The 18,860-nt window shown below is 65.8% G+C and carries 20 protein-coding genes; 9 read left to right on the top strand and 11 right to left on the bottom strand.

Annotated features, from left to right (window positions below):
- Positions 1-30: 30 nt before the first annotated feature.
- The 6 genes from ACFO3A_RS11410 to gpmA all read right to left on the bottom strand — a co-directional run bounded on the left by ACFO3A_RS11410 (position 31) and on the right by gpmA (position 5,466).
- A complete protein-coding gene (locus ACFO3A_RS11410; RefSeq protein WP_377726428.1) occupies positions 31-267 on the bottom strand; it encodes a helix-hairpin-helix domain-containing protein in 237 nt (78 codons plus the stop codon).
- A 53-nt stretch (positions 268-320) separates the two neighbouring features.
- Positions 321-1,781 (bottom strand): cytochrome c oxidase accessory protein CcoG, encoded by a 1,461-nt coding sequence (ccoG, locus tag ACFO3A_RS11405; protein WP_377726427.1) that lies wholly within the window; start codon positions 1,779-1,781, stop codon positions 321-323.
- 129 nt (positions 1,782-1,910) lie between these two features.
- Positions 1,911-2,279, bottom strand: a complete 369-nt coding sequence (locus ACFO3A_RS11400) for a YfeK family protein (RefSeq protein WP_377726426.1) — start codon at positions 2,277-2,279, stop codon at positions 1,911-1,913.
- Between the two features lie 20 nt (positions 2,280-2,299).
- Complete coding sequence (locus tag ACFO3A_RS11395; RefSeq protein WP_377726425.1) at positions 2,300-3,082, bottom strand: HesA/MoeB/ThiF family protein; 783 nt, start codon at positions 3,080-3,082, stop codon at positions 2,300-2,302.
- Positions 3,083-3,186: 104 nt separating this feature from the next.
- Complete coding sequence (locus ACFO3A_RS11390) at positions 3,187-4,647, bottom strand: S41 family peptidase (protein WP_377726424.1); 1,461 nt, start codon at positions 4,645-4,647, stop codon at positions 3,187-3,189.
- A 75-nt stretch (positions 4,648-4,722) separates the two neighbouring features.
- On the bottom strand, positions 4,723-5,466 hold the full coding sequence (gene gpmA, locus ACFO3A_RS11385; RefSeq protein WP_377726423.1) for a 2,3-diphosphoglycerate-dependent phosphoglycerate mutase: 744 nt from the start codon (positions 5,464-5,466) through the stop codon (positions 4,723-4,725).
- A 247-nt stretch (positions 5,467-5,713) separates the two neighbouring features.
- Here gpmA and ACFO3A_RS11380 point away from each other — a divergent pair, with 247 nt between their 5' ends.
- From ACFO3A_RS11380 to secB, 3 genes are all read left to right on the top strand, one after another.
- Entirely contained in the window at positions 5,714-6,121 is a 408-nt protein-coding gene (locus ACFO3A_RS11380) for a rhodanese-like domain-containing protein (protein ID WP_377726421.1), read from the top strand.
- A 50-nt stretch (positions 6,122-6,171) separates the two neighbouring features.
- Positions 6,172-6,429, top strand: a complete 258-nt coding sequence (gene grxC, locus ACFO3A_RS11375) for a glutaredoxin 3 (protein ID WP_377726419.1) — start codon at positions 6,172-6,174, stop codon at positions 6,427-6,429.
- Positions 6,430-6,527: 98 nt separating this feature from the next.
- Entirely contained in the window at positions 6,528-6,989 is a 462-nt protein-coding gene (gene secB, locus ACFO3A_RS11370) for a protein-export chaperone SecB (RefSeq protein ID WP_377726418.1), read from the top strand.
- A 66-nt stretch (positions 6,990-7,055) separates the two neighbouring features.
- Here secB and ACFO3A_RS11365 read toward each other — a convergent pair whose 3' ends face one another.
- Positions 7,056-8,210, bottom strand: coding sequence for a 3-deoxy-7-phosphoheptulonate synthase (locus ACFO3A_RS11365; RefSeq protein WP_377726417.1), 1,155 nt, complete (start codon positions 8,208-8,210; stop codon positions 7,056-7,058).
- Here ACFO3A_RS11365 and ACFO3A_RS11360 point away from each other — a divergent pair.
- Positions 8,209-8,352: a hypothetical protein gene (locus tag ACFO3A_RS11360; protein ID WP_377726415.1), complete on the top strand. Its 144-nt coding sequence runs from the start codon at positions 8,209-8,211 to the stop codon at positions 8,350-8,352. The genes ACFO3A_RS11365 and ACFO3A_RS11360 overlap by 2 nt on opposite strands.
- A gap of 60 nt (positions 8,353-8,412) precedes the next feature.
- A complete protein-coding gene (locus ACFO3A_RS11355; protein ID WP_377726414.1) occupies positions 8,413-8,640 on the top strand; it encodes a hypothetical protein in 228 nt (75 codons plus the stop codon).
- Between the two features lie 61 nt (positions 8,641-8,701).
- Here ACFO3A_RS11355 and ACFO3A_RS11350 read toward each other — a convergent pair whose 3' ends face one another.
- Both ACFO3A_RS11350 and ACFO3A_RS11345 read right to left on the bottom strand, forming a co-directional pair.
- Positions 8,702-9,343, bottom strand: a complete 642-nt coding sequence (locus ACFO3A_RS11350) for a response regulator transcription factor (protein WP_377726412.1) — start codon at positions 9,341-9,343, stop codon at positions 8,702-8,704.
- Positions 9,340-11,265, bottom strand: a complete 1,926-nt coding sequence (locus tag ACFO3A_RS11345; RefSeq protein ID WP_377726410.1) for a sensor histidine kinase — start codon at positions 11,263-11,265, stop codon at positions 9,340-9,342. The genes ACFO3A_RS11350 and ACFO3A_RS11345 overlap by 4 nt, the downstream gene beginning before the upstream one ends.
- 124 nt (positions 11,266-11,389) lie before the next feature.
- On the opposite strand from ACFO3A_RS11345, the gene ACFO3A_RS11340 reads away from it, so the two are divergent.
- A complete protein-coding gene (locus tag ACFO3A_RS11340; RefSeq protein WP_377726408.1) occupies positions 11,390-12,430 on the top strand; it encodes a c-type cytochrome in 1,041 nt (346 codons plus the stop codon).
- Between the two features lie 112 nt (positions 12,431-12,542).
- On the opposite strand, the gene tldD is transcribed toward ACFO3A_RS11340, so the two are convergent.
- Both tldD and rodA read right to left on the bottom strand, forming a co-directional pair.
- Complete coding sequence (tldD, locus tag ACFO3A_RS11335; RefSeq protein WP_377726406.1) at positions 12,543-14,003, bottom strand: metalloprotease TldD; 1,461 nt, start codon at positions 14,001-14,003, stop codon at positions 12,543-12,545.
- A 38-nt stretch (positions 14,004-14,041) separates the two neighbouring features.
- Positions 14,042-15,214: a rod shape-determining protein RodA gene (gene rodA / locus ACFO3A_RS11330; protein ID WP_377726405.1), complete on the bottom strand. Its 1,173-nt coding sequence runs from the start codon at positions 15,212-15,214 to the stop codon at positions 14,042-14,044.
- A 39-nt stretch (positions 15,215-15,253) separates the two neighbouring features.
- On the opposite strand from rodA, the gene ACFO3A_RS11325 reads away from it, so the two are divergent.
- From ACFO3A_RS11325 to ACFO3A_RS11315, 3 genes are read left to right on the top strand one after another with little or no spacing between them, the layout of a single operon-like run.
- Positions 15,254-15,838, top strand: coding sequence for a YqiA/YcfP family alpha/beta fold hydrolase (locus tag ACFO3A_RS11325; RefSeq protein ID WP_377726403.1), 585 nt, complete (start codon positions 15,254-15,256; stop codon positions 15,836-15,838).
- 54 nt (positions 15,839-15,892) lie between these two features.
- The gene (locus tag ACFO3A_RS11320) at positions 15,893-17,974 is read left to right on the top strand and encodes a ribonuclease catalytic domain-containing protein (protein ID WP_377726402.1); all 2,082 of its coding nucleotides are present in this window, start codon (positions 15,893-15,895) and stop codon (positions 17,972-17,974) included.
- Entirely contained in the window at positions 17,971-18,816 is an 846-nt protein-coding gene (locus ACFO3A_RS11315) for an energy transducer TonB (protein WP_377726401.1), read from the top strand. Before ACFO3A_RS11320 ends, ACFO3A_RS11315 begins: the two co-directional genes overlap by 4 nt.
- The last annotated feature ends 44 nt before the right edge of the window (positions 18,817-18,860 follow it).

Raw genomic sequence — 18,860 nt, 5'->3', positions numbered from 1 at the left:
ATTTCAGCCAGCTTCGACAGGGCAGAAAAATCATTGCCTGGATTTCGCCAAATCAATGGCGGCTTGAATCGCCGCTTTTGCTTGCGGACTGTTTTTCCAGCAGCTTGAACCTGTCAATCCGGCTGCGGCGGTCACGATTTCCAGCGTGTCGGCGTGGGCCAGCGCGGGCAAAGAATCCAGGCCCATTTGTTCCAATCGCTGGATGACCGCCGGCCCGATGCCCTTGACCGCCAAAAGTGCTTCCCGATCTTGCGTGGAGAACGCCATCACTGCTCCTGATGAAACCCGGTGCTGCCGGGCCAAAAGCCAGCATTCTCGCGTCAATCGGGAACCTGAAACACCGTCCGTTCCTGCACCGCCATGGGTTCCTGCCCTGCGGCAGCGACTACAAATTCCACCGCATGGGCACCGGGCGCTGCGCTGCCGTAGGGGATGCGCACACGCACCGTGACCCAGCGTGATTCGATGGGGGCCAGCTCCAGGTCACGGTCTTCTTCCACCACGTTCAATCCTTCCAGGCCGCTGGCGCCGATGCGGTAGCGCTGCGGCATCTCGGTGGCGTTCATGATCTGCAGGCGGTACAGGTTTTCCAACTGGCCGCCCGGTGCAATACGGGCCAGCGAGGCGCGGTCGCGCAGCACATTCACTTTCAGCGGCGTGCGCTGGGCCAGGCTCACCGCCAGGGCTGCACAGAACGCCAGGGTGATGGCGGTGTAGACCAGCACCCGTGGGCGCAGTACCCGGCGCAGCATCTGCGCCTTGCCCCAGCGGTTGTCCATGCCGTTTTGCGTGGCAAAGCGGATCAGCCCGCGCGGCAGGTTCACCTTGTCCATCACGCTGTCGCAGGCATCCACGCACAGGCCGCAGCCGATGCACTCGTACTGCAGGCCGTTGCGGATGTCGATGCCCACGGGGCAGACCTGTACGCACAGCGTGCAGTCGATGCAGTCGCCCAGGAGTGCGGTGGGGGCCGTGGCAGCGCTGCCACGGGTTTTGCTGCGCATCCAGCGCGGCTCGCCGCGCTGGCTGTCGTAGGTGACGATCAGCGTGTCCTTGTCCAGCATGGCGCTCTGGAAGCGGGCATACGGGCACATGTGCTTGCACACCTGTTCGCGCAGGAAACCGGCGTTGCCGTAGGTGGCCAGGCCGTAGAAGAAAATCCAGAACATCTGCCACGGCCCTTGCAACGCCATGACTTCCACTGCCAGGGTGCGAATCGGCACGAAGTAGCCGACAAAGGTAAACCCCGTCCACAGCGACAGCAGCAGCCAGCTGCCGTGCTTGGCGCTGCGCTTGAGGATTTTTTCCAGCGTCCAGCCGCTGTGGTCCAGGCGCAGGCGGGCGCTGCGGTCGCCCTCGGTGATGCGCTCCAGCCACATGAAAATTTCGGTGTATACCGTCTGCGGGCAGCCAAACCCGCACCACAGCCGCCCGGCCACGGTGGTGAACAAAAACAGCGCCAGGGCGCAGACGATGAGCAGCACCGCCAGGTAGATGAAGTCCTGCGGGTACAGCACCAGCCCGAACAGGTAGAAGCGCATGGTCTGCAGGTCGAACAGCAGGCTTTGCCGGTCGCCCCATTGCAGCCAGGGCACGCCGTAGAAAAACAGCTGCGTGGCCCACACCATGGCCCAGCGCCAGCGGGCAAACAGGCCGCTGATGGAGCGAGGCTGGATTTTCTTGCGGGCCTCGAACAGGGGCGGGGATGTTTCCGCCGCGATGGGGATGGTGTGCTTTTTTGTCGGAGAAGTCCGGCCGGATTCCGGGGATGGTGTGTTCATGCAGAGCCTCTATTGCGGACCCCGGCGTGCGCCACGGCACGCCGGGGTGTGGATAGAGGAACTATTGCGGTTTTGCCCTGGGAAAAACAGCAGCAGATGCCGCCGATTGGGGCGTATCAGGGGCAACGGCTAGCGCCGGCTGCCACCACGCAGTGCATCCAGCTGGCCGCTGAACCAGGCCTGGCTGGAAACCGCCGGTGCTGTGCCGCAGCGCACCTGGTAGGGCTGGCCCGAGACGCTGCTTTGCGTGGCTGCCAGTTTGATGAAGGATTCGGTCGATCGAACCAGGTCTTTTTTCAGCAGGTAATCGTATTTGCGCTGCAAGTGTTCGCTGGCCTGGGCGGCGCTGTACCAGGTGCCATTGCGTGAAAACGTGCAGCCCGACTGTTCCAGTGCTGTAAACAACTGGCGGATTTCCTGGTCGGCTGCCGGTGCTGGCGTCTGGGCACCGGCCGTGCTGGCCATCAGCAGGGTGGCGGCAAGGAGGGCGGCTTTCATGGGGGCGGGTGCTTGCGGGTTCACGACCACTGCAAATCTTGCGGCTGGGCCGTCTCCCCATTCCCGCAGACCTTGCATTCCGGGTTCCTGGCCGTGTGCAGCCGGTTCCAGTCCATGCTGCGGGCGTCCAGCAGCAGCAGGCGGCCAGCCAGGCTGTCGCCGGTGCCGACGATGAGTTTCAGGGCTTCCGCCGCCTGCACGCTGCCGACGATGCCGACCAGGGGGGCCAGCACGCCCATGGTGGCGCATTGCACTTCCTGAAAATCGGCGTCGGGGTCGAACAGGCAGGCGTAGCAGGGGGCATCGTCCTGGCGCGGGTCGAAAACGCTGACTTGCGCATCCCAGCGGATGGCCGCGCCGCTGACCAGGGGGATGCGGTGGCGCACGCAGGCGGCGTTCACCCTCTGGCGCGTCTGGTAGTTGTCGCAGCAGTCCAGCACCACGGTCACGCCGGGCAGCAGGCTGTCGAGCAGGGCCGCGTCGGCGCGTTGCTGCACGGCATTCACCTGCACTTCGGGATTGAGGTCGGCCACGGCCCGGGCCAGCGAGGCCACCTTGGGCTGGCCGACGCGGGCGGTGGTGTGGGCGATCTGGCGCTGCAGGTTGGTCAGGTCGACCGCATCGTCGTCGATCACGGTGATGCGGCCCACGCCGCTGGCCGCCAGGTACAGCGCTGCCGGGGCGCCCAGGCCGCCGGCGCCCAGGATGAGGGCATGGGCGGTGCAGATGCGTTCCTGCCCTTCGATGCCGATTTCGTCGAGCAGGATGTGGCGCGAGTAGCGCAGGAGTTGGTTGTCGTTCATAAAAACAATAGTGTTTTCCGCTGATGAACAAAGGGTTTCAGATAGAAAACCATCTGAAACCCTTATTTATTCAGCGGGAGTAGCTATGGAAATAGCGACGGTGCTTATTCGGCGTCCCCGGCCTCTTCATCGTCGTCCTTTTTCTCGGGCTTGCGCTCGGTCAGGGTCTTGCTGACCAGCACGGGCTGGCCCTTGAGCTGGTTGAGCGCCTGCTGCAACTGGAAGTCCTTCTCGGAGCCGAATTCGGGCAGGCGGCGCTGCTCGGGCGGCTTCTTGCTGTCTTCCTCCAGGCGCTTGCGGGCTTCCTCGCGGGCCTTTTCACGGGCGGCGACGGCCACGTTTTCGTCCGCCTTGTCGACCGAGAGGTGCTTGTCCAGATCGGCCTCGCGCATCCGCAGGGCGGCGTAGACATCGCCCTCGGCAGTCTCGTCGACCATGATGTCGGGCACGATGCCCTTGGCCTGGATGGAGCGGCCATTGGGCGTGTAGTACAGCGCGGTGGTCAGCTTCATGCCGGTGTCCGGCCCCAGCGGACGCACCGTCTGCACCGAGCCTTTGCCGAAGGTCTGGCTGCCCATCAGCGTGGCGCGTTGGTGGTCCTGCAGGGCACCGGCGACGATTTCGCTGGCCGAGGCCGAACCTTCGTTGACCAGCACCACCAGCGGCACTTTTTTCAGCGCGGCGGGCAGGCCCGCCAGCGGGTCGCTGCTGCCCCGGGCGTAGGAGCGCGGCTCGGCCTTGAAGGTGGATTTGCTTTCTTCGAGCTGGCCGTTGGTGCTGACCACGGTCACGCCCTGGGGCAGGAAGGCGGCGGAGATGGCCACGGCGGCATCGAGCAGGCCGCCGGGGTCGTTGCGCAGGTCCAGCACCAGGCCTTTCAGTTTCGGGTCCTGCTGGTACAGGTCGGAGACTTTGCGCACGAAGTCTTCCACCGTGCGTTCCTGGAACTGGCTCAGGCGCACCCAGCCGTAGCCCGGTTCGATCATCCTGGCCTTGACCGACTGGGTCTTGATTTCCTCGCGCGTGATGGTGACGGGGAAATTGCGGGCCTCGTCGCGGCGCAGGATGGTCAGCGTCACCTTGGTGTTGGGTTCGCCGCGCATGCGCTTGACGGCTTCGTTCAGGGTCAGGCCCTTGACCGCGGCGTCGTCGATCTTGGTGATCAGGTCGTTGGTCTTCAGCCCCGCGCGGTCGGCGGGCGAGCCTTCGATGGGCGAGACGATCTTGATCAGCCCGTCCTCCTGCGTGATCTCGATGCCCACGCCGACGAACTTGCCGCTGGTGCCCTCGCGAAATTCCTTGAACGACTTCTTGTCGAAATACTGCGAATGCGGGTCCAGGCTGGAGACCATGCCCGAGATGGCGTCGGTGATCAGCTTGCGGTCGTTCACCGGCTCGACGTAGTCGGTCTTGATGATGCCGAAGACGGCCGACAGCTGCTGGATTTCTTCCAGCGGCAGCGGAGCAATGCCGCCGCGTGCCACGGTTTGCAGCGACACGGTGGTCAGCGCCCCGGCGAGCACGCCCAGCGAGACCCAGCCGGTGATTTTCAACTTTTGCCCCATGAATCTTCCTTTGACGACGGGCCTGCGCCCAGGCCATGCCCAGGCGGTGTCAGCCCGCAGGGTTGCTTACGCTTCTTACGCTTTGCCTTGTGCGGCCACGGCCGCAGCGGCTTTGGCAGCAGCCTCGGCATCGCCCAGGTAGTAGCTGCGGATGGGTTTGAGGTCGGCGTCCAGCTCGTAGACCAGCGGAATGCCGTTGGGGATGTTCACACCGACGATGGCATCGTCGGCGATGTTGTCCAGATACTTGACCAGAGCGCGGATGGAATTGCCGTGCGCAGCCAGCACGATGCGCTGGCCGCTGCGGATGCTGGGCGCCAGCACTTCCTGCCAGAACGGCACCACGCGCTCCACCGTGTCCTTGAGGCACTCGGTCAGCGGAATCTGCTCCGGTGCCAGCTTGGCGTAGCGGCGGTCGCCGCGCTGGCCGCGCGGGTCGTCCGCCTCCAGGGCCGGGGGCGGGGTGTCGTAGCTGCGGCGCCAGACCAACACCTGCGCGTCGCCGTACTGCTTGGCCATGTCGGCCTTGTTCAGGCCTTGCAGGCCGCCATAGTGGCGTTCGTTCAGGCGCCAGTCCTTGACCACGGGCAGCCAGGTGCAATCCATGGCGTCCAGCGTGTGCCAGAGGGTGTGGATGGCGCGTTTCAGCACGCTGGTGTAGGCCACGTCGAATTCAAAGCCTTCGGCCTTGAGCAACTGGCCCGCCGCCTGGGCCTGGGCCACCCCGGTGGCGGTCAGTTCCACATCGGTCCAGCCGGTGAAGCGGTTTTCCAGATTCCACGTCGATTCGCCGTGGCGGATAAGCACGAGTTTGTACATAGCAGGGCAGTTTTTAAAGTGATTCAATCAGTGCCAAGAACGTGTCCGCGCGGAGATCGTAAACACGTTCTAAACAGTCCGGGCAGCAGCAAAAAGCGGCCCGGATGCCGGTAAACGCGCCATTCTAGGTGTTGAGTGAAGCCTCTGTTGCTGGCAGCCTTGGGCAAACGCCTAAAATCCGCAGTTTTGGCGCAAACGTTTGCACTTTTTTTCGTTTCCTTTTTTCCGCTGATTTGCAAGGACTGTTGTGAGCTTTTTTATTGAAAACTGGTATCTGATCGTGCTGGCCCTGGTGTCCGGCATTGGCCTGGCCCTGCCGGTCTTGCGTGGTGGCGCAGGCATCGGCCTGTCGCCCCAGGCGGCGGTGCAGCGCATCAACCGCGACAAGGCCGTGGTCGTCGATGTGCGCGAGGCCGAGGAATACGTCAGCGGCCACATCACCAATGCCCGGAACATCCCCCTGTCGCAACTGGAGGAACGCCTGCCCCAGGCCGTGAAGAACAAGGCCCTGCCGGTCATCCTGGTGTGCGCGACCAGCCCGCGCTCGGCACGCGCCCAGCTGGTGGCGAAAAAGCTCGGCTATGCCCAGGCCGAGGTGCTGGCAGGCGGGATGAAGGCCTGGCGCGAAGCCGCCTTGCCGGTTGTGAAAACCTGAAGCGTCCCCAATTGCCGCTGATTGCCATCAAGACAGGAAAAGGCCCCGCCATGCAAGCCGTAAAAATGTTCACCACCGCCGTGTGCCCTTACTGCATCCGTGCCAAGCAACTGCTCAAGGCCCGGGGGGTGGAACAGATCGAAGAAATCCGCATCGACCAGGACCCCACCGCCCGCACCGAGATGATGGAAAGCACGGGCCGGCGCACCGTGCCGCAAATCTTCATCGGCGCGACCCATGTAGGCGGCTGCGACGATCTGATGGCGCTGGATGCCAAGGGCGGGCTTTTGCCTTTGCTCAATAGCTGACGCCTGCGCCAGCACCCGCGCCTGCCGGGCGCTGGCGCCTTCTGCCGGGGCGGCATAATCCCCGGCTTCTCTCAACCCCGAACTGGATCGACCCTTTCATGTCCGACGAACAAGCCACCTCCCCCGTTTTCCAAATTCAGCGCGTCTACCTGAAAGACTTGTCGCTGGAGCAGCCCAACTCCCCCGCGATTCTGCTGGAGCAAGAGCAGCCCGGCCTGGATATCCAACTGGGTGTGGAAGCCACCCCCGTGGCCGACGGCATCTATGAAGTGGCGGTGATGGCGACCGTGCAGACCAAGATCGAAGACAAGACCGTCTTCCTGGTCGAGGCCAAACAGGCCGGCATCTTTGAAATCCGTGGCATCCCGGAAGAGCAGCTGAACACCGTCATCGGCATCTCCTGCCCGCAAATCCTCTACCCCTACCTGCGCGGCAACGTGGCCGACATCATCAACCGTGCCGGCTTCCCGCCCGTGCACATGGCCGAAATCAACTTCCAGGCCCTGTACGAGCAGCAGCAGGCCGCTGCCCAGGCCAAGGAAGAAGGCCAACTGCAATAAGCGGCCGGTCTGTTTCCCCACAAAAAAGACCCTTGCGAGGGTCTTTTTTGTGGGTAAGCGGTGCGTTTATTCCACCAGGGCCGCTTCCGGCGCCCGGGCGCGTTCCCGGCGGGTTTGTACGGCGTGCGAGAGTTGTTCCAGCACCGTGACGGTATCGCCCCAGCCGATGCAGGCGTCGGTAATGCTCTGCCCGTAGGCCAGCTTGCAGACGTCGTCCTGCCCGGCGCTGAACTTTTGCGCCCCGGCGACCAGATGGCTTTCCAGCATCACGCCAAACACCTGGCGCGAGCCGCCCTCGATCTGCCCGGCGATGTCGGCGGCCACGTCCTTCTGGCGCTCGTGCTGCTTGCTGCTGTTGGCGTGGCTGCAATCGACCATCAGCGTGGCGGGCAGGCCGGCTTTTTCCAGGTCGGCGCAGGCGGCGGCGACGTGGGCGGCATCGTAGTTGGGCGTTTTGCCGCCGCGCAGGATGACGTGGCAGTCCTGGTTGCCCGCCGTGTTCACGATGGCGACCTGGCCGTTTTTATGCACGGACAGGAAGTGGTGCCCCCGGCTGGCGGACTGGATGGCGTCGGTGGCGATGCGGATGTTGCCGTCCGTGCCGTTCTTGAAGCCGATCGGCGCGGAGATGCCCGAGGCCAGCTCGCGGTGCACCTGGCTTTCGGTGGTGCGGGCGCCGATGGCGCCCCAGGAGATCAGGTCGCCGATGTATTGGGGCGAGATCACGTCCAGGAACTCGCTGGCCGCCGGCACGCCCAGGCGGTTGATGTCGATGAGCAACTGGCGGGCGATGCGCAGCCCCTCGTCGATGCGGTAGCTGCCGTCCAGGTAGGGGTCGTTGATCAGGCCCTTCCAGCCCACGGTGGTGCGGGGTTTTTCGAAATACACGCGCATGACCACTTCCAGCGTGTCCTTGTACTGCTCGCGCACGTCGGCCAGACGGCGGGCGTAGTCCAGCGCGGCTTGCGGGTCGTGGATGGAGCAGGGGCCGACGATGACCAGCAGGCGGTCATCCTCGTTGCGCATGATGCGCTGGATGCTGCGGCGGGTGTTGCTGACCAGCGCCTCGGCAGGGGTGCCTTGGATGGGGAAGAAGCGGATGAGATGCTCGGGAGGGGGCAACACGGTGATGTCCTTGATACGTTCGTCGTCAGTCTGGCCAGTTTTGGGGGCGGGACTGCGGTACCAGGTATCGCCGGGAGGGGAGTATTGAGCGGTCATGTCTGCCTCTGTGTTTGAGAAAAGTGATCGTGGAAAACAAAAAACCGCCGGGCTTTTCAGCTTCGGCGGTTCTTTCGAGGGTCTGTTCGTGGGTGTGCGAGCGCTTGCCTCTCATCCGCCTGGGATAGAGAACCAAAAGTAAAAGTAAAAAGCGCTGAACACCTGTTGCATAGCGGGCGAATGTAGCACTTCATTTCTTGCGATGCAACATGAAGGGTTTTTGGTTTTCAATAAAACTGCGTTATTCGAGCAAGAAAAAGCCGAAATTGGCAAAAAATCTGACTTTTTTCTGAAAAACGCAAGAATGTTGCGCAATATGGCGATTTACGCAGCCATCGTTTCCGTCATCTGCCCGCGCCCCGTGCCTGGGCCACGGCCTGGGAGTGGAGACTTTGCTTTGTTAAAAGGAGCTGCCTCCGATTGTTATTGAATGATTTCAGAAATAAAACATTTTGAAATCAAGCAATGACAAGAGGAATAAGCTTCTTTTTTTAATAAATCCCTTCTTCCAGCTCCTGCGGCGCGGCACGCAGGATGAGGCGGGCGAGGTCGGCGGCGTGGCCGGAGCCGGTCTTGCGGGTGATGCCCTGGCGGTGGACATGGACGGTGTGGTCGCTGATGTCCAGCCGTCGGGCCACTTCCTTGTTGCTGTGGCCCAGGGCCAGCAGGCGGGCCACGTCGCGCTCGCGCGGGGACAGGCGTTGCAGTACCGCCAGCGCCTGGGCCTGCCGGGCCTGCTGGCGCTGGGCCTGAACGCTGGCGGTGACGGCGCGGTTGAGGGCGTCCAGCAGGGTCTGCTCGCTGAACGGTTTTTGCAGAAAGTCCGCCGCGCCGCCGCGCAGCGCCTGCACGGCCTGATCGACGTCGCCGTGGCCGGTCATGAAGACGATGGGCATTTCCGGCTGCGCGTGCAGGCGCCGTTGCAGCTCCAGCCCGCTCATGCGCGGCATGCGGATGTCCAGCAGCAGGCAGCAGCCCTGGGGCGCAGGCACGGGCGCGGCGTGCAGGAAGTCTTCCGCCGTGGGGTAGCCGACGGCGTCGAAGCCCAGCCCTTGCAGCAGGAACAGCAGGGAGCGCAGGAAGTTGGCATCGTCATCCACGACGTGAATGCGGGGGGCGGGGGCAGCGGTCATGCGGGCAAATCCTCGGCGGGCGGGCTGGTGGGACTGGGGGAGGCGGGCGGCGGCAGGTCGGCCAGCGGCAGCAGCAGCACCATGCGCATGCCGCCGCCTTCGGCCAGGGGCACGGGCCGGGCGTGCAGGGCGCCGCCGTGGGCCTCGGCAATGCCCCGGCTGATGGACAGGCCCAGGCCCAGCCCGTCGGGCTTGGTGGTGTGAAAGGGGGTGAACAGCAGCGCCTGGGCCTGCGGCGGCAGGGGCGGGCCGTGGTCGCGGACGGCCAGGGCCAGTTGGCCGCTTTCGTTGTCGCTTTCATTGTCGTTTTCGCTGCCGATTTCCAGGTCGATGGGCTGCCGGGCATCGCTCCCGGCCAGCCGGTGCGCGTCGCGGGCGTTTTGCAGCAGGTTGATCAGCACTTGCAGCAGTTGCTGGGCATCGCCGCGCACGCGCAGCCGGTCGGCGCCGGGGGCGCAGCGCAGGCGGATGTCCGGGCTGCCGTGCCCGCCGCCCAGCAGGGCCAGCGCCTGCCGGGCCAGGGTCTGGGGGGCGATGGCTTCGCGCTCCGGCACGCGCTTGCGGGCCAGGGCACGCACGCTGTCGATGACGCGGGCGGCGCGTTCGCTTTCCTGGGCGATGTCCTGCAAGGCCTGCTCCAGCGCCTGCGGGGCCAGATTGCCCTGGGCGGCACGGCGGCGCAGGCCGGCGGCGTAGTTGCCGATGGTGGCCAGCGGGTGGGTCAGCTCATGCGCCAGCATGGCCGAGAGCTCCCCCAGGATGGACAGGCGCGAGAGATGGCCCAGCGCCTCCTGGTGCCGGGCGTTCTGCTGCGCCAGGCGCTCGCGTTCGTGCAGGCTGTGCGTCAGCTCCGCCGTGCGGCGCTTGACCAGCACTTCCACGCGCAGCAGGTAGGCCGTGCCTGCCAGCGTCAGCGCCAGCAGGGCCGCCGCCCACCCCCAGTAGCGGCGCAGCAGGGCCTGCAGGCGGGTGGCGCGTAAAAAGGCATACGGCTCGACCTGGAGCTGGCGCAGCACGTCATGCACGGGCTGGTAGTCGGCAGGCACCGTCCAGGCGCCGCCAAAGCCATCGCCCAGGGCATCGCCAGCGCCGTCGGGCTGGGCCAGCAAGGCCAGCAGCACCTGGCGCGACAGCTCGGGTGCGGTGCCGGGCAGCGCGGCAAAGGCCCAGCCGGGGTAGAGCGGGGTGGAGGTGCGGCAGGTCGGCCGCTGCGCCGGCGCCTGCCCTGTGGCCAATGCGGGCACCACGTGCAGCGCTCCGGCGGGGACGATGCCCTGGCGCTCCCACTGCTCCAGCAGGCAGGTGCGCAGGATGCCGGCATCGGCCTGTCCGGTCAGCACCGCCTGGGCCACGCGCTGCATGGGATAGCCGGTGAAGCTGCGCCGCAGTCCGCCTTCTTCGGCGTCCACGCCCTGCGCCAGCCAGGCTGCGGCGGCCAGCTGGTAGCCGCCAAAGGCCTCTTCGGCCACGGCGGCGACGCGCCAGCCGTGCAGATCGGCCAGGGCCGCAGGCGCGGCCCCAGCGGTTTCGGCCCGCACCACGACGGCCGAGCCGACGGCATGGGCCGGGTCGCCCTGCGCAGCGGACAGGGTGGCGATGCGGGCCGCGCCATGCCGTGCCTCCAGCGCGACGTAATGGCCGGGGTTGGTAACGACGAAATCCACCGCCCCCCGGGCCACGGCGGCCTCCAGCGCGGCCAGATCGTGCGTTTGCAGATGCACGGGCCGGCCCAAAGCCGCCTGCAAGCCCTGGGCCAGCGGCTGCCACTGGCGCTGGGTGTCGTCATCGGCCAGCACGGACAAAGCGCCCAGGCGCACGGTGGCGCCTGGCTGCGCCTGCGCGGCGGGTGCCAGCAGCGCGGCCAGGCCCAGCAGCCAGGCGGCTGCCTGCCGTTGCAGTGTGGAAATACCCGGGTTGCACATGCAAAAAGTATAGGGAGCAGGCGGCGGCCATCCTGGCGTGGGCGCATCCCCTAGCCTGTTCCGGCTAGGTTCGTCACCGATGGAGAGAATGGGCGGCCAGAACGACCCTTCTTACGATAGGGTCATGATGAAACCCCGTACCACCTTCACCTTCCTTCTCGCCGGCCTGTCCGCCCTGCTGGGCGCCAGCCCCGCCCTGGCCGCCGACACTTCCATGACCGTCAAGCTGGCAGACCATGCCGTGCCTGACATCGAGCAACTGCCCCCCGGCCACTACAAGGACCTGGTGCAGTACGGTCATGCGCTGACCACGCGCACCTTTGCCCACATCGGGCCGGAGGTGCTGAACGTGGGCAAGCGCTATGCCGGCAACAACCTGGCCTGCGCCTCCTGCCACCAGCAGGCGGCGACCAAGCCCTTTGCCATGCCGTGGACGGGAGTGAGCGCCACCTTCCCGCAGTACCGGGGCCGCGAGGACGATATCAGCACCGTCGAAGAGCGCGTCAATGGCTGCATGGAACGCAGCATGAGCGGCCAGCCGTTGCCGCTGGATTCGCGCGAGATGAAGGCCTTTGTCACCTACATCTCCTTTTTGTCACGCGGCATTCCGGTGGGCGCCACCGTCGAGGGCGCAGGCATGGTGCAAAGCAAGATGCCCAACCGCCGCGCCGATCTGGAGGCCGGTGCCAAGGTGTACGAGGCCAAGTGTTCCGTCTGCCACGGCCCGGACGGCCAGGGCGTGCGGGCCGGCCAGCCGGGCGATGCGCAGGGCTACATCTTTCCGCCGCTGTGGGGCAACGACACCTTCAACAACGGCGCGGGCATGAACCGCCTGGCGATGGCGACGCGCTTCGTCAAGCACAACATGCCGCAGGGCACCAGCTTCGATGCGCCGCAGCTCACCGACGACGAGGCCTATGACGTGTCGGCCTACATGCTGTCCAAGCCCCGCCCGGTGAAGGCGAACCTGGAAGTGGACTTCCCTGCCCGCTGGAACAAGCCGGTGGACTCTGCCTTCCCGCCCTACCTGCTGGGGGCGCCCGCCGACCAGCACCGCTTCGGCCCCTTCCCGCCGCTGGTCGAGAAGCAGCGTCAGATGGCCGAACAGCTCAAGGCCCAGGGTGTTGCCGAACGCGCCAAGGCCGCCGAAGCGGACAGGAAGTAACACTTGCCGCCGCACCATGCGGACATGCAAAAAGGGACGCTTCCAGCGTCCCTTTTTTTAATAAAAATGGCTTGAAACCCTTGCTGGGTAAGCGCCAGAAGCTATCAAAACATCAAGCCGTGCCGCCCACGGTCAGCCCGTCGATGCGCATGGTGGGCTGGCCCACGCCCACGGGTACGCTCTGGCCCTCCTTGCCGCAGGTGCCTACGCCGCTGTCCAGGCGCATGTCGTTGCCGATCAGGCTGACTTTTTTCATGCACTCCGGGCCGTTGCCGACCAGGGTCGCGCCCTTGACGGGGTATTGAATCTTGCCGTTTTCCACCCAGAACGCCTGGCTGGCCGAGAAGACGAACTTGCCGCTGGTGATGTCCACCTGCCCGCCGCCGAAGTTGGTGGCGTACAGCCCTTTCTTGATGCTGGCGACGATTTCGCGCGGGTCCTTGTCGCCGCCGAGCATGTAGGTATTCGTCATGCGCGGCAGCGGCAGGCTGGCGTAGCTTTCGCGCCGGCCGTTGCCGGTGGGCTTGACGCCCATCAGGCGGGCGTTGAGCGCGTCCTGCATGTAGTTTTTCAGGATGCCGTCCTCGATCAGCACGTTGGCCTGGGTGGCGTGGCCTTCGTCGTCGATGTTGAGCGAGCCGCGCCGGTCGGGCAGGGTGCCGTCGTCCAGAATCGTCACGCCCTTGGCGGCGACGCGCTGGCCGATGCGGCCACTGAAGGCGCTGGAGCCTTTGCGGTTGAAGTCGCCCTCCAGCCCGTGGCCCACGGCCTCGTGCAGCAGCACGCCGGGCCAGCCGGAACCCAGCACCACCGTCATCTCGCCCGCCGGGGCGGGGCGGGCGTCCAGGTTGGTCAGCGCCTGGCGCACGGCTTCGCCCACGTAGTCGGCAATCAGCACGTCGTCGAAGTAGGCCAGGCCAAAACGCCCGCCGCCGCCGGACGAGCCGACCTCGCGCCGCCCGCCCTGTTCGGCAATCACGGTGACGGACAGGCGCACCAGCGGGCGCACGTCGGCTGCCAGGGTGCCGTCGGCGCGGGCCACCAGCACCACGTCGTATTCGCTGGCCAGCCCGGCCATGACCTGCACGATGCGCGGGTCCTGGGCGCGGGCCAGGGCTTCGACCTTGCCCAGCAGTTCCACCTTGTCGGTGCTGCCCAGGGTGGCGATGGGGTCGAGTGCCGGGTACAGGCTGCGGCTGGGGGCCACCTTGGTTTTGGGGATGCGCACCTTGGCGCTTTTGCCTGCTGCGCCGATGGCCCGCACAGTGTGGGCCGCGTCCATCAGGCTGGGCAGGGAGATGTCGTCCGAATAGGCAAAAGCGGTTTTCTCGCCGCTGACGGCCCGCACGCCTACGCCCTGGTCGATGGAGAAGGAGCCGGTCTTGACGATGCCTTCCTCCAGGCTCCAGCCTTCGGCGCGGGTGTATTGGAAGTACAGGTCGGCATCGTCCACCGCATGGGCGCGGATGGCGGCCAGCGCCTGCGCCAGGTGGCTTTCGTCCAGACCGAAGGGTTCCAGCAGCAACTGCCGGGCCGTGGCCAGGCGCTCAATCGTGGGTTCGCGTGCAATCATGGGGATGGATTGTAGTTAGAACGTGTTTACGTTCTTAGTTAAAGACTGCGTCGCGCGGCCCGCCGTGCCAGACGCTGGGCGCGGGCAATCGACATCAGGATGCCCAGTGCCAGCCCCAGCGTGACCATGGCCGTGCCGCCGTAGCTGACAAAGGGCAGGGGCACGCCCACCACGGGCAGGATGCCGCTGACCATGCCCATGTTCACGAAGGCGTAGGTAAAGAAGATCACCGCCACCGCCGCTGCCATCAGGCGGCCGAACAGCGTGTTGGCCTTCAGCGCAATCGCCAGCGCCCGCCACACCAGCAGGACGAAGCCGGCGATGAGCGTCAGGTTGCCGGCCAGGCCGAATTCTTCGGAAAACGCCGCAAAGATGAAGTCCGTCGTGCGCTCGGGGATAAATTCCAGGTGGGTCTGCGTGCCCGCCATGAAGCCCTTGCCCCACACGCCGCCCGAGCCGATGGCGATCATCCCCTGGATGATGTGAAAGCCCTTGCCCAGCGGGTCGCGCATCGGGTCGAGCAGGGTGCAGACGCGGGTGCGCTGGTAGTCGTGCAGGAAGTACCAGCTCACGCCGTCGGTGCAGAGCTGGTCGGCATTCCAGATCAGCAGGGCGATGCCGATGGCGCCCAGCAGCACCGGTGGCAGCACCAGCTTCCAGGACAGCCCGGCAAAAAAGATCACCGCCAGCCCCGAGGCCAGTACCAGCAGGGAGGTGCCCAGGTCGGGCTGCTTGAGAATCAGCGCCGTGGGCACGGCCAGCAGGCCGAAGGCGATGACGAAGTCGCCCGCCCGGGTCAGCCCCTCGCGGCGCTGGAACCACCACGCCAGCATCAGCGGCATGGCGATTTTCAGCAGCTCGGACGGCTGAATCACCACCCCGACGTTCACCCAGCGCTGCGCCCCCTTCTTGGTGATGCCGAACAGCAGCACCGCCACCAGCAGCGCCACGCCCAGCCCGTACAGCGGCACGGCGGCCAGCATGATGCGCTGCGGCGGAACCTGCGCCACCACGAACAGAATCCCCCCCGCCAGCAGCATGTTGCGCCCATGGTCGACAAAGCGCGTGCCATGGTCGTAGCCGGCGGAATACATCGCCAGCAGGCCCAGGCCGGCAAGCAGGGCGATCAGCAGCAGCAACACCCAGTCAAAGCCCAGGAACATGGGCACAATGCGTTGCAGCAGGGAAGGCTTGTCAAATTCAGCGGGCATAACCCGCCATTATCCGGTGCTAACTTGCCGCTTTGTCCTATGTCCACGACCCATTTGCTCTATCTGCACGGTTTTCGCTCCTCCCCCCAATCGGCCAAGGCCCGCATGGTGGCCGACCATGTGCGGCGCCACCATCCCCGGGTGGTCTGGCTGTGCCCGCAGCTGCCCGCCTCGCCTGCCCAGGCCATGCAGCAGGTGCTGGCTGCGGTGGCCGACTGGCCGGGGGCGAGCATGGCGGTGGTCGGCTCCTCGCTCGGCGGCTACTACGCCAGCCATGTGGCGCAGCGCAAGCGCTGCAAAAGCGCCTTGCTCAACCCCGCCGTTTTTCCTGACCAGACCCTGGCGCAATACATCGGCACCCAGCCCCAGTGGCACAACCCGGAGGAAGCCATCTTCTTCCGCGCCGAATACATCGACGAGCTGCGTGCCCTGTCCACCCGCGACCAGCCCCCGGCCGGGCCGGAGCTGGGCATTTTCTGCACCGGCGACGAGGTGCTGAACTGGCGCGACATGGTGCAGCGCTACCCGCAGGCGCAGCAGCACATCGTCGAGGGCGGCGACCATGCCATCAGCGACTTTGCCCGGCATCTGCCGGTGCTGATGGCGTTTCTCGACCTGGCGTGAATTGCCGCGCAGGATTTGCCGTTGCACCCAGGCGCCGTGGGACAATCCGGCCCCATGCACGCACTGTTTGAAGACGCCGGCAAATTTTTCGCCGGTCGCATCCTGTCGGAGGCCGATGCCTCCTCCCAAATCGAGCTGGACTCGGGCAAGCGGGTCAAGGCCAAGGCCGCCAACATCCTGCTCAAATTCGACAAACCCGGCCCTGCCGAGCTGCTGGCCCAGGCGCAGGCTCTGGCTGCCGAGGTAGAGCTGGACCTGGCCTGGGAATTTGCCCCCGAGGCCGAGTTCGGCTTTGCCGAGATTGCGCGGGACTACTTTTCCGAGAACGCCAGCCTGATCGAGCAGGCGGCGATGCTGCTGGCGCTGTTCGGCGCCCCGCACTATTTCCGCCGCGCGGGCAAGGGGCGGTTCAAGAAGGCCCCGGCAGAGATCGTGCAGCAGGCGCTGGCGGCGATCGAGAAGAAAAAGCAGCTCCAGGCGCAGATCGACGCCTGGGTCGGGGAGCTGGTCGGTGGCCGCTGCCCGGCGCCGATTCAGGAGCAGCTCTACAAGATTCTGTTCCGGCCCGACAAGAACGCGCCGGAATACAAGGCCGTGGTCGAGGCCAGCCGCCAGGCGCAGCAGGCGCCGCTGCAACTGTTGCAGCAGGCGGGGGCGATTGCCTCGGCCTACCAGTTCCACTGGCAGCGCTTCTTGCTGGACAACTTTCCCAAGGGTACGGGCTTTCCCGCGTTGCAGGCGCCCCAGCCGCCCGAGGATTTGCCGCTGGCTGCCGTGCAGGCGTATTCCATCGACGATTCGCAGACCACCGAAATCGACGACGCCTTGTCGGTGACCGGGCTGGGCAGCGGCAAGGTGACGGTGGGCATCCACATCGCCGCGCCGGGGCTGGCGATTGCGCCGGGTTCCGAGCTGGACAAGCTGGGCCGCCAGCGCCTTTCGACGGTGTACATGCCCGGCTTCAAGATCACCATGCTGCCCGACGAGGTGGTGCAGATCTACACCCTGGATGCGGGCCGCGCCAACCCGGCGGTGTCGCTGTACGTCACCTACGACGAGGCCAGCCTGGAGGTGCTGGAGAAAACCACCCGCCTGGAGCGCGTGCCCGTGGCGCACAACTTCCGCCATGACCAGCTTGATCACATCGTAACCGAGGAGCATCTTGCGCAGGATACAAGCCAGATTCAGCTAGAAAACATCCCGCAATCCTTGAAAGACGTGTGGCAGGAGCTATCGTTTCTGCATAAACTGGCCCGGCACCTCAAGGCCCAGCGCGAAACGGTGCGCGGCAAGCCGGAAAACTTCAGCCGCCCGGACTACACCTTCCGCCTGGACGGCAACGGCAAGAACGCCCCCGAGGGCAGCGAAACCGTGCAGATCACCACGCGCAAGCGCGGCGCCCCGCTGGACTTGATCGTGGCCGAGGCGGCCATCGTCGCCAACAGCACCTGGGGCCAGATGCTGGCCGATTACGGCGTGCCCGGCATCTACCGCAGCCAGGCCAGCATGGCCCCGGGGGTGAAGGTGCGCATGTCCACCAAGGCGCTGCCGCACGCGGGCATGGGCGTCAAGTGCTACACCTGGGCCACCTCGCCGCTGCGCCGCTACGTCGATCTGGTGAACCAGTGGCAGGTGATTGCCTGCGCCCGCCACGGCGCCACGGCGGCGCTGGCTGCGCCGTTCAAGCCCAAGGATGCCGATCTGTTCTCCATCATCAGCAGCTTCGAGGCCACCTATGGCGCCTACAACGGCTACCAGGCCGGGATGGAGCGCTTCTGGACGCTGAAATACCTGGAGCAGAACCAGATCACCGAGATCGACGGCGCCCTGATCCGCGACGATGCCGCAGGCGGCGCCCTGGTGCGGGCCGACACCTTGCCGCTGGTGGTCAACGTGCTGGGCGCCCAGGGCATGGGCCGGGGGGCGCGGGTGCGTGTCAGGCTGGGGCAGGTCGATCTGATCAGCCTGGACATCCACGGCACCGTCACCGCCCGCCTGGACGACCCGCACGACCCCGGCGACGATGCGCCGCTGGACGACGAGGACGGGAGCGAGGGCGAGGAAGTCACCGCCGGCCCCATCGCCATCGCCGTGGACATGAACGAGGCGCAGAGCGCCGATAATTCCACCCCGTGAAAAAAACCGCCTCTCCCCTGGCCATTGCGCTGATCGTCTCGCTGGCCGTCCATGCCGTGCTGCTGACGGTGCGGTTCGTTGCGCCGCAGCAGTTCAACCGGGTGTTCCAGGACACGCCGCTGGAGGTCATCCTGGTCAATGCCCAGAGCCAGGAGCGCCCGGAAAAAGCCCAGGCCATCGCCCAGGCGAATCTGGCCGGGGGCGGCGACGTGGCCCAGGGGCGGGCGACCAGCCCGCTGCCGTATTCGGCGCTGACCAGCATCGGCGACGATTTCGAAGAGCGCCAGCGCCAGCTCGATGCCCTGCAACAGCAGCAGGCCACGCTGCTGACGCAGTTGCGCAAGCGCCTGGACAGCCTGCCGGAATACGACCCGCGCGAAGCGGCGCAGCAACAGGCCCGCGAGCAGCAGGAGCAAAGGCGCAAGCAGCTGCTCAAGCAGCTGGCCGAGCTGGAAAAGCGCATCAACGAAGAAAACGCCCGCCCGAAAAAGCGCTACATCAGCCCGGCCACGCAGGAGGCCGCCTATGCCGTCTACTACGACGCCCTGCGCCACAAGGTCGAGGACAAGGGCACGGAAAACTTCCCCGAGGCGCAGGGCCGCAAGCTCTACGGCGACCTCATCATGGTGCTGACCATCAACTACGATGGCCGCGTGCTGGAGACGGAAGTCGTGCAAAGCTCGGGCAATGCGGACCTGGATCGCCGCGCCCAGGCCATTGCCTATGCCGCCGGCCCCTTCGGCCCGTTCAGCCCTGCCATGCGAGCGCAGGCCGACCAGATCGCCGTGGTGGCCCGCTTCAGCTTCACCCGCGAACAAACGCTGCAAACCAATGTGCGTTAGTGCCTGTTGGAACCAGTTGGCAGCCGTTGCGGGGGATTGGCTCC

Source organism: Comamonas nitrativorans, from assembly GCF_042654765.1.
GTDB classification, from domain to species: domain Bacteria; phylum Pseudomonadota; class Gammaproteobacteria; order Burkholderiales; family Burkholderiaceae_C; genus Comamonas; species Comamonas nitrativorans.
This window is presented reverse-complemented; position numbering and strand designations above follow the sequence as displayed.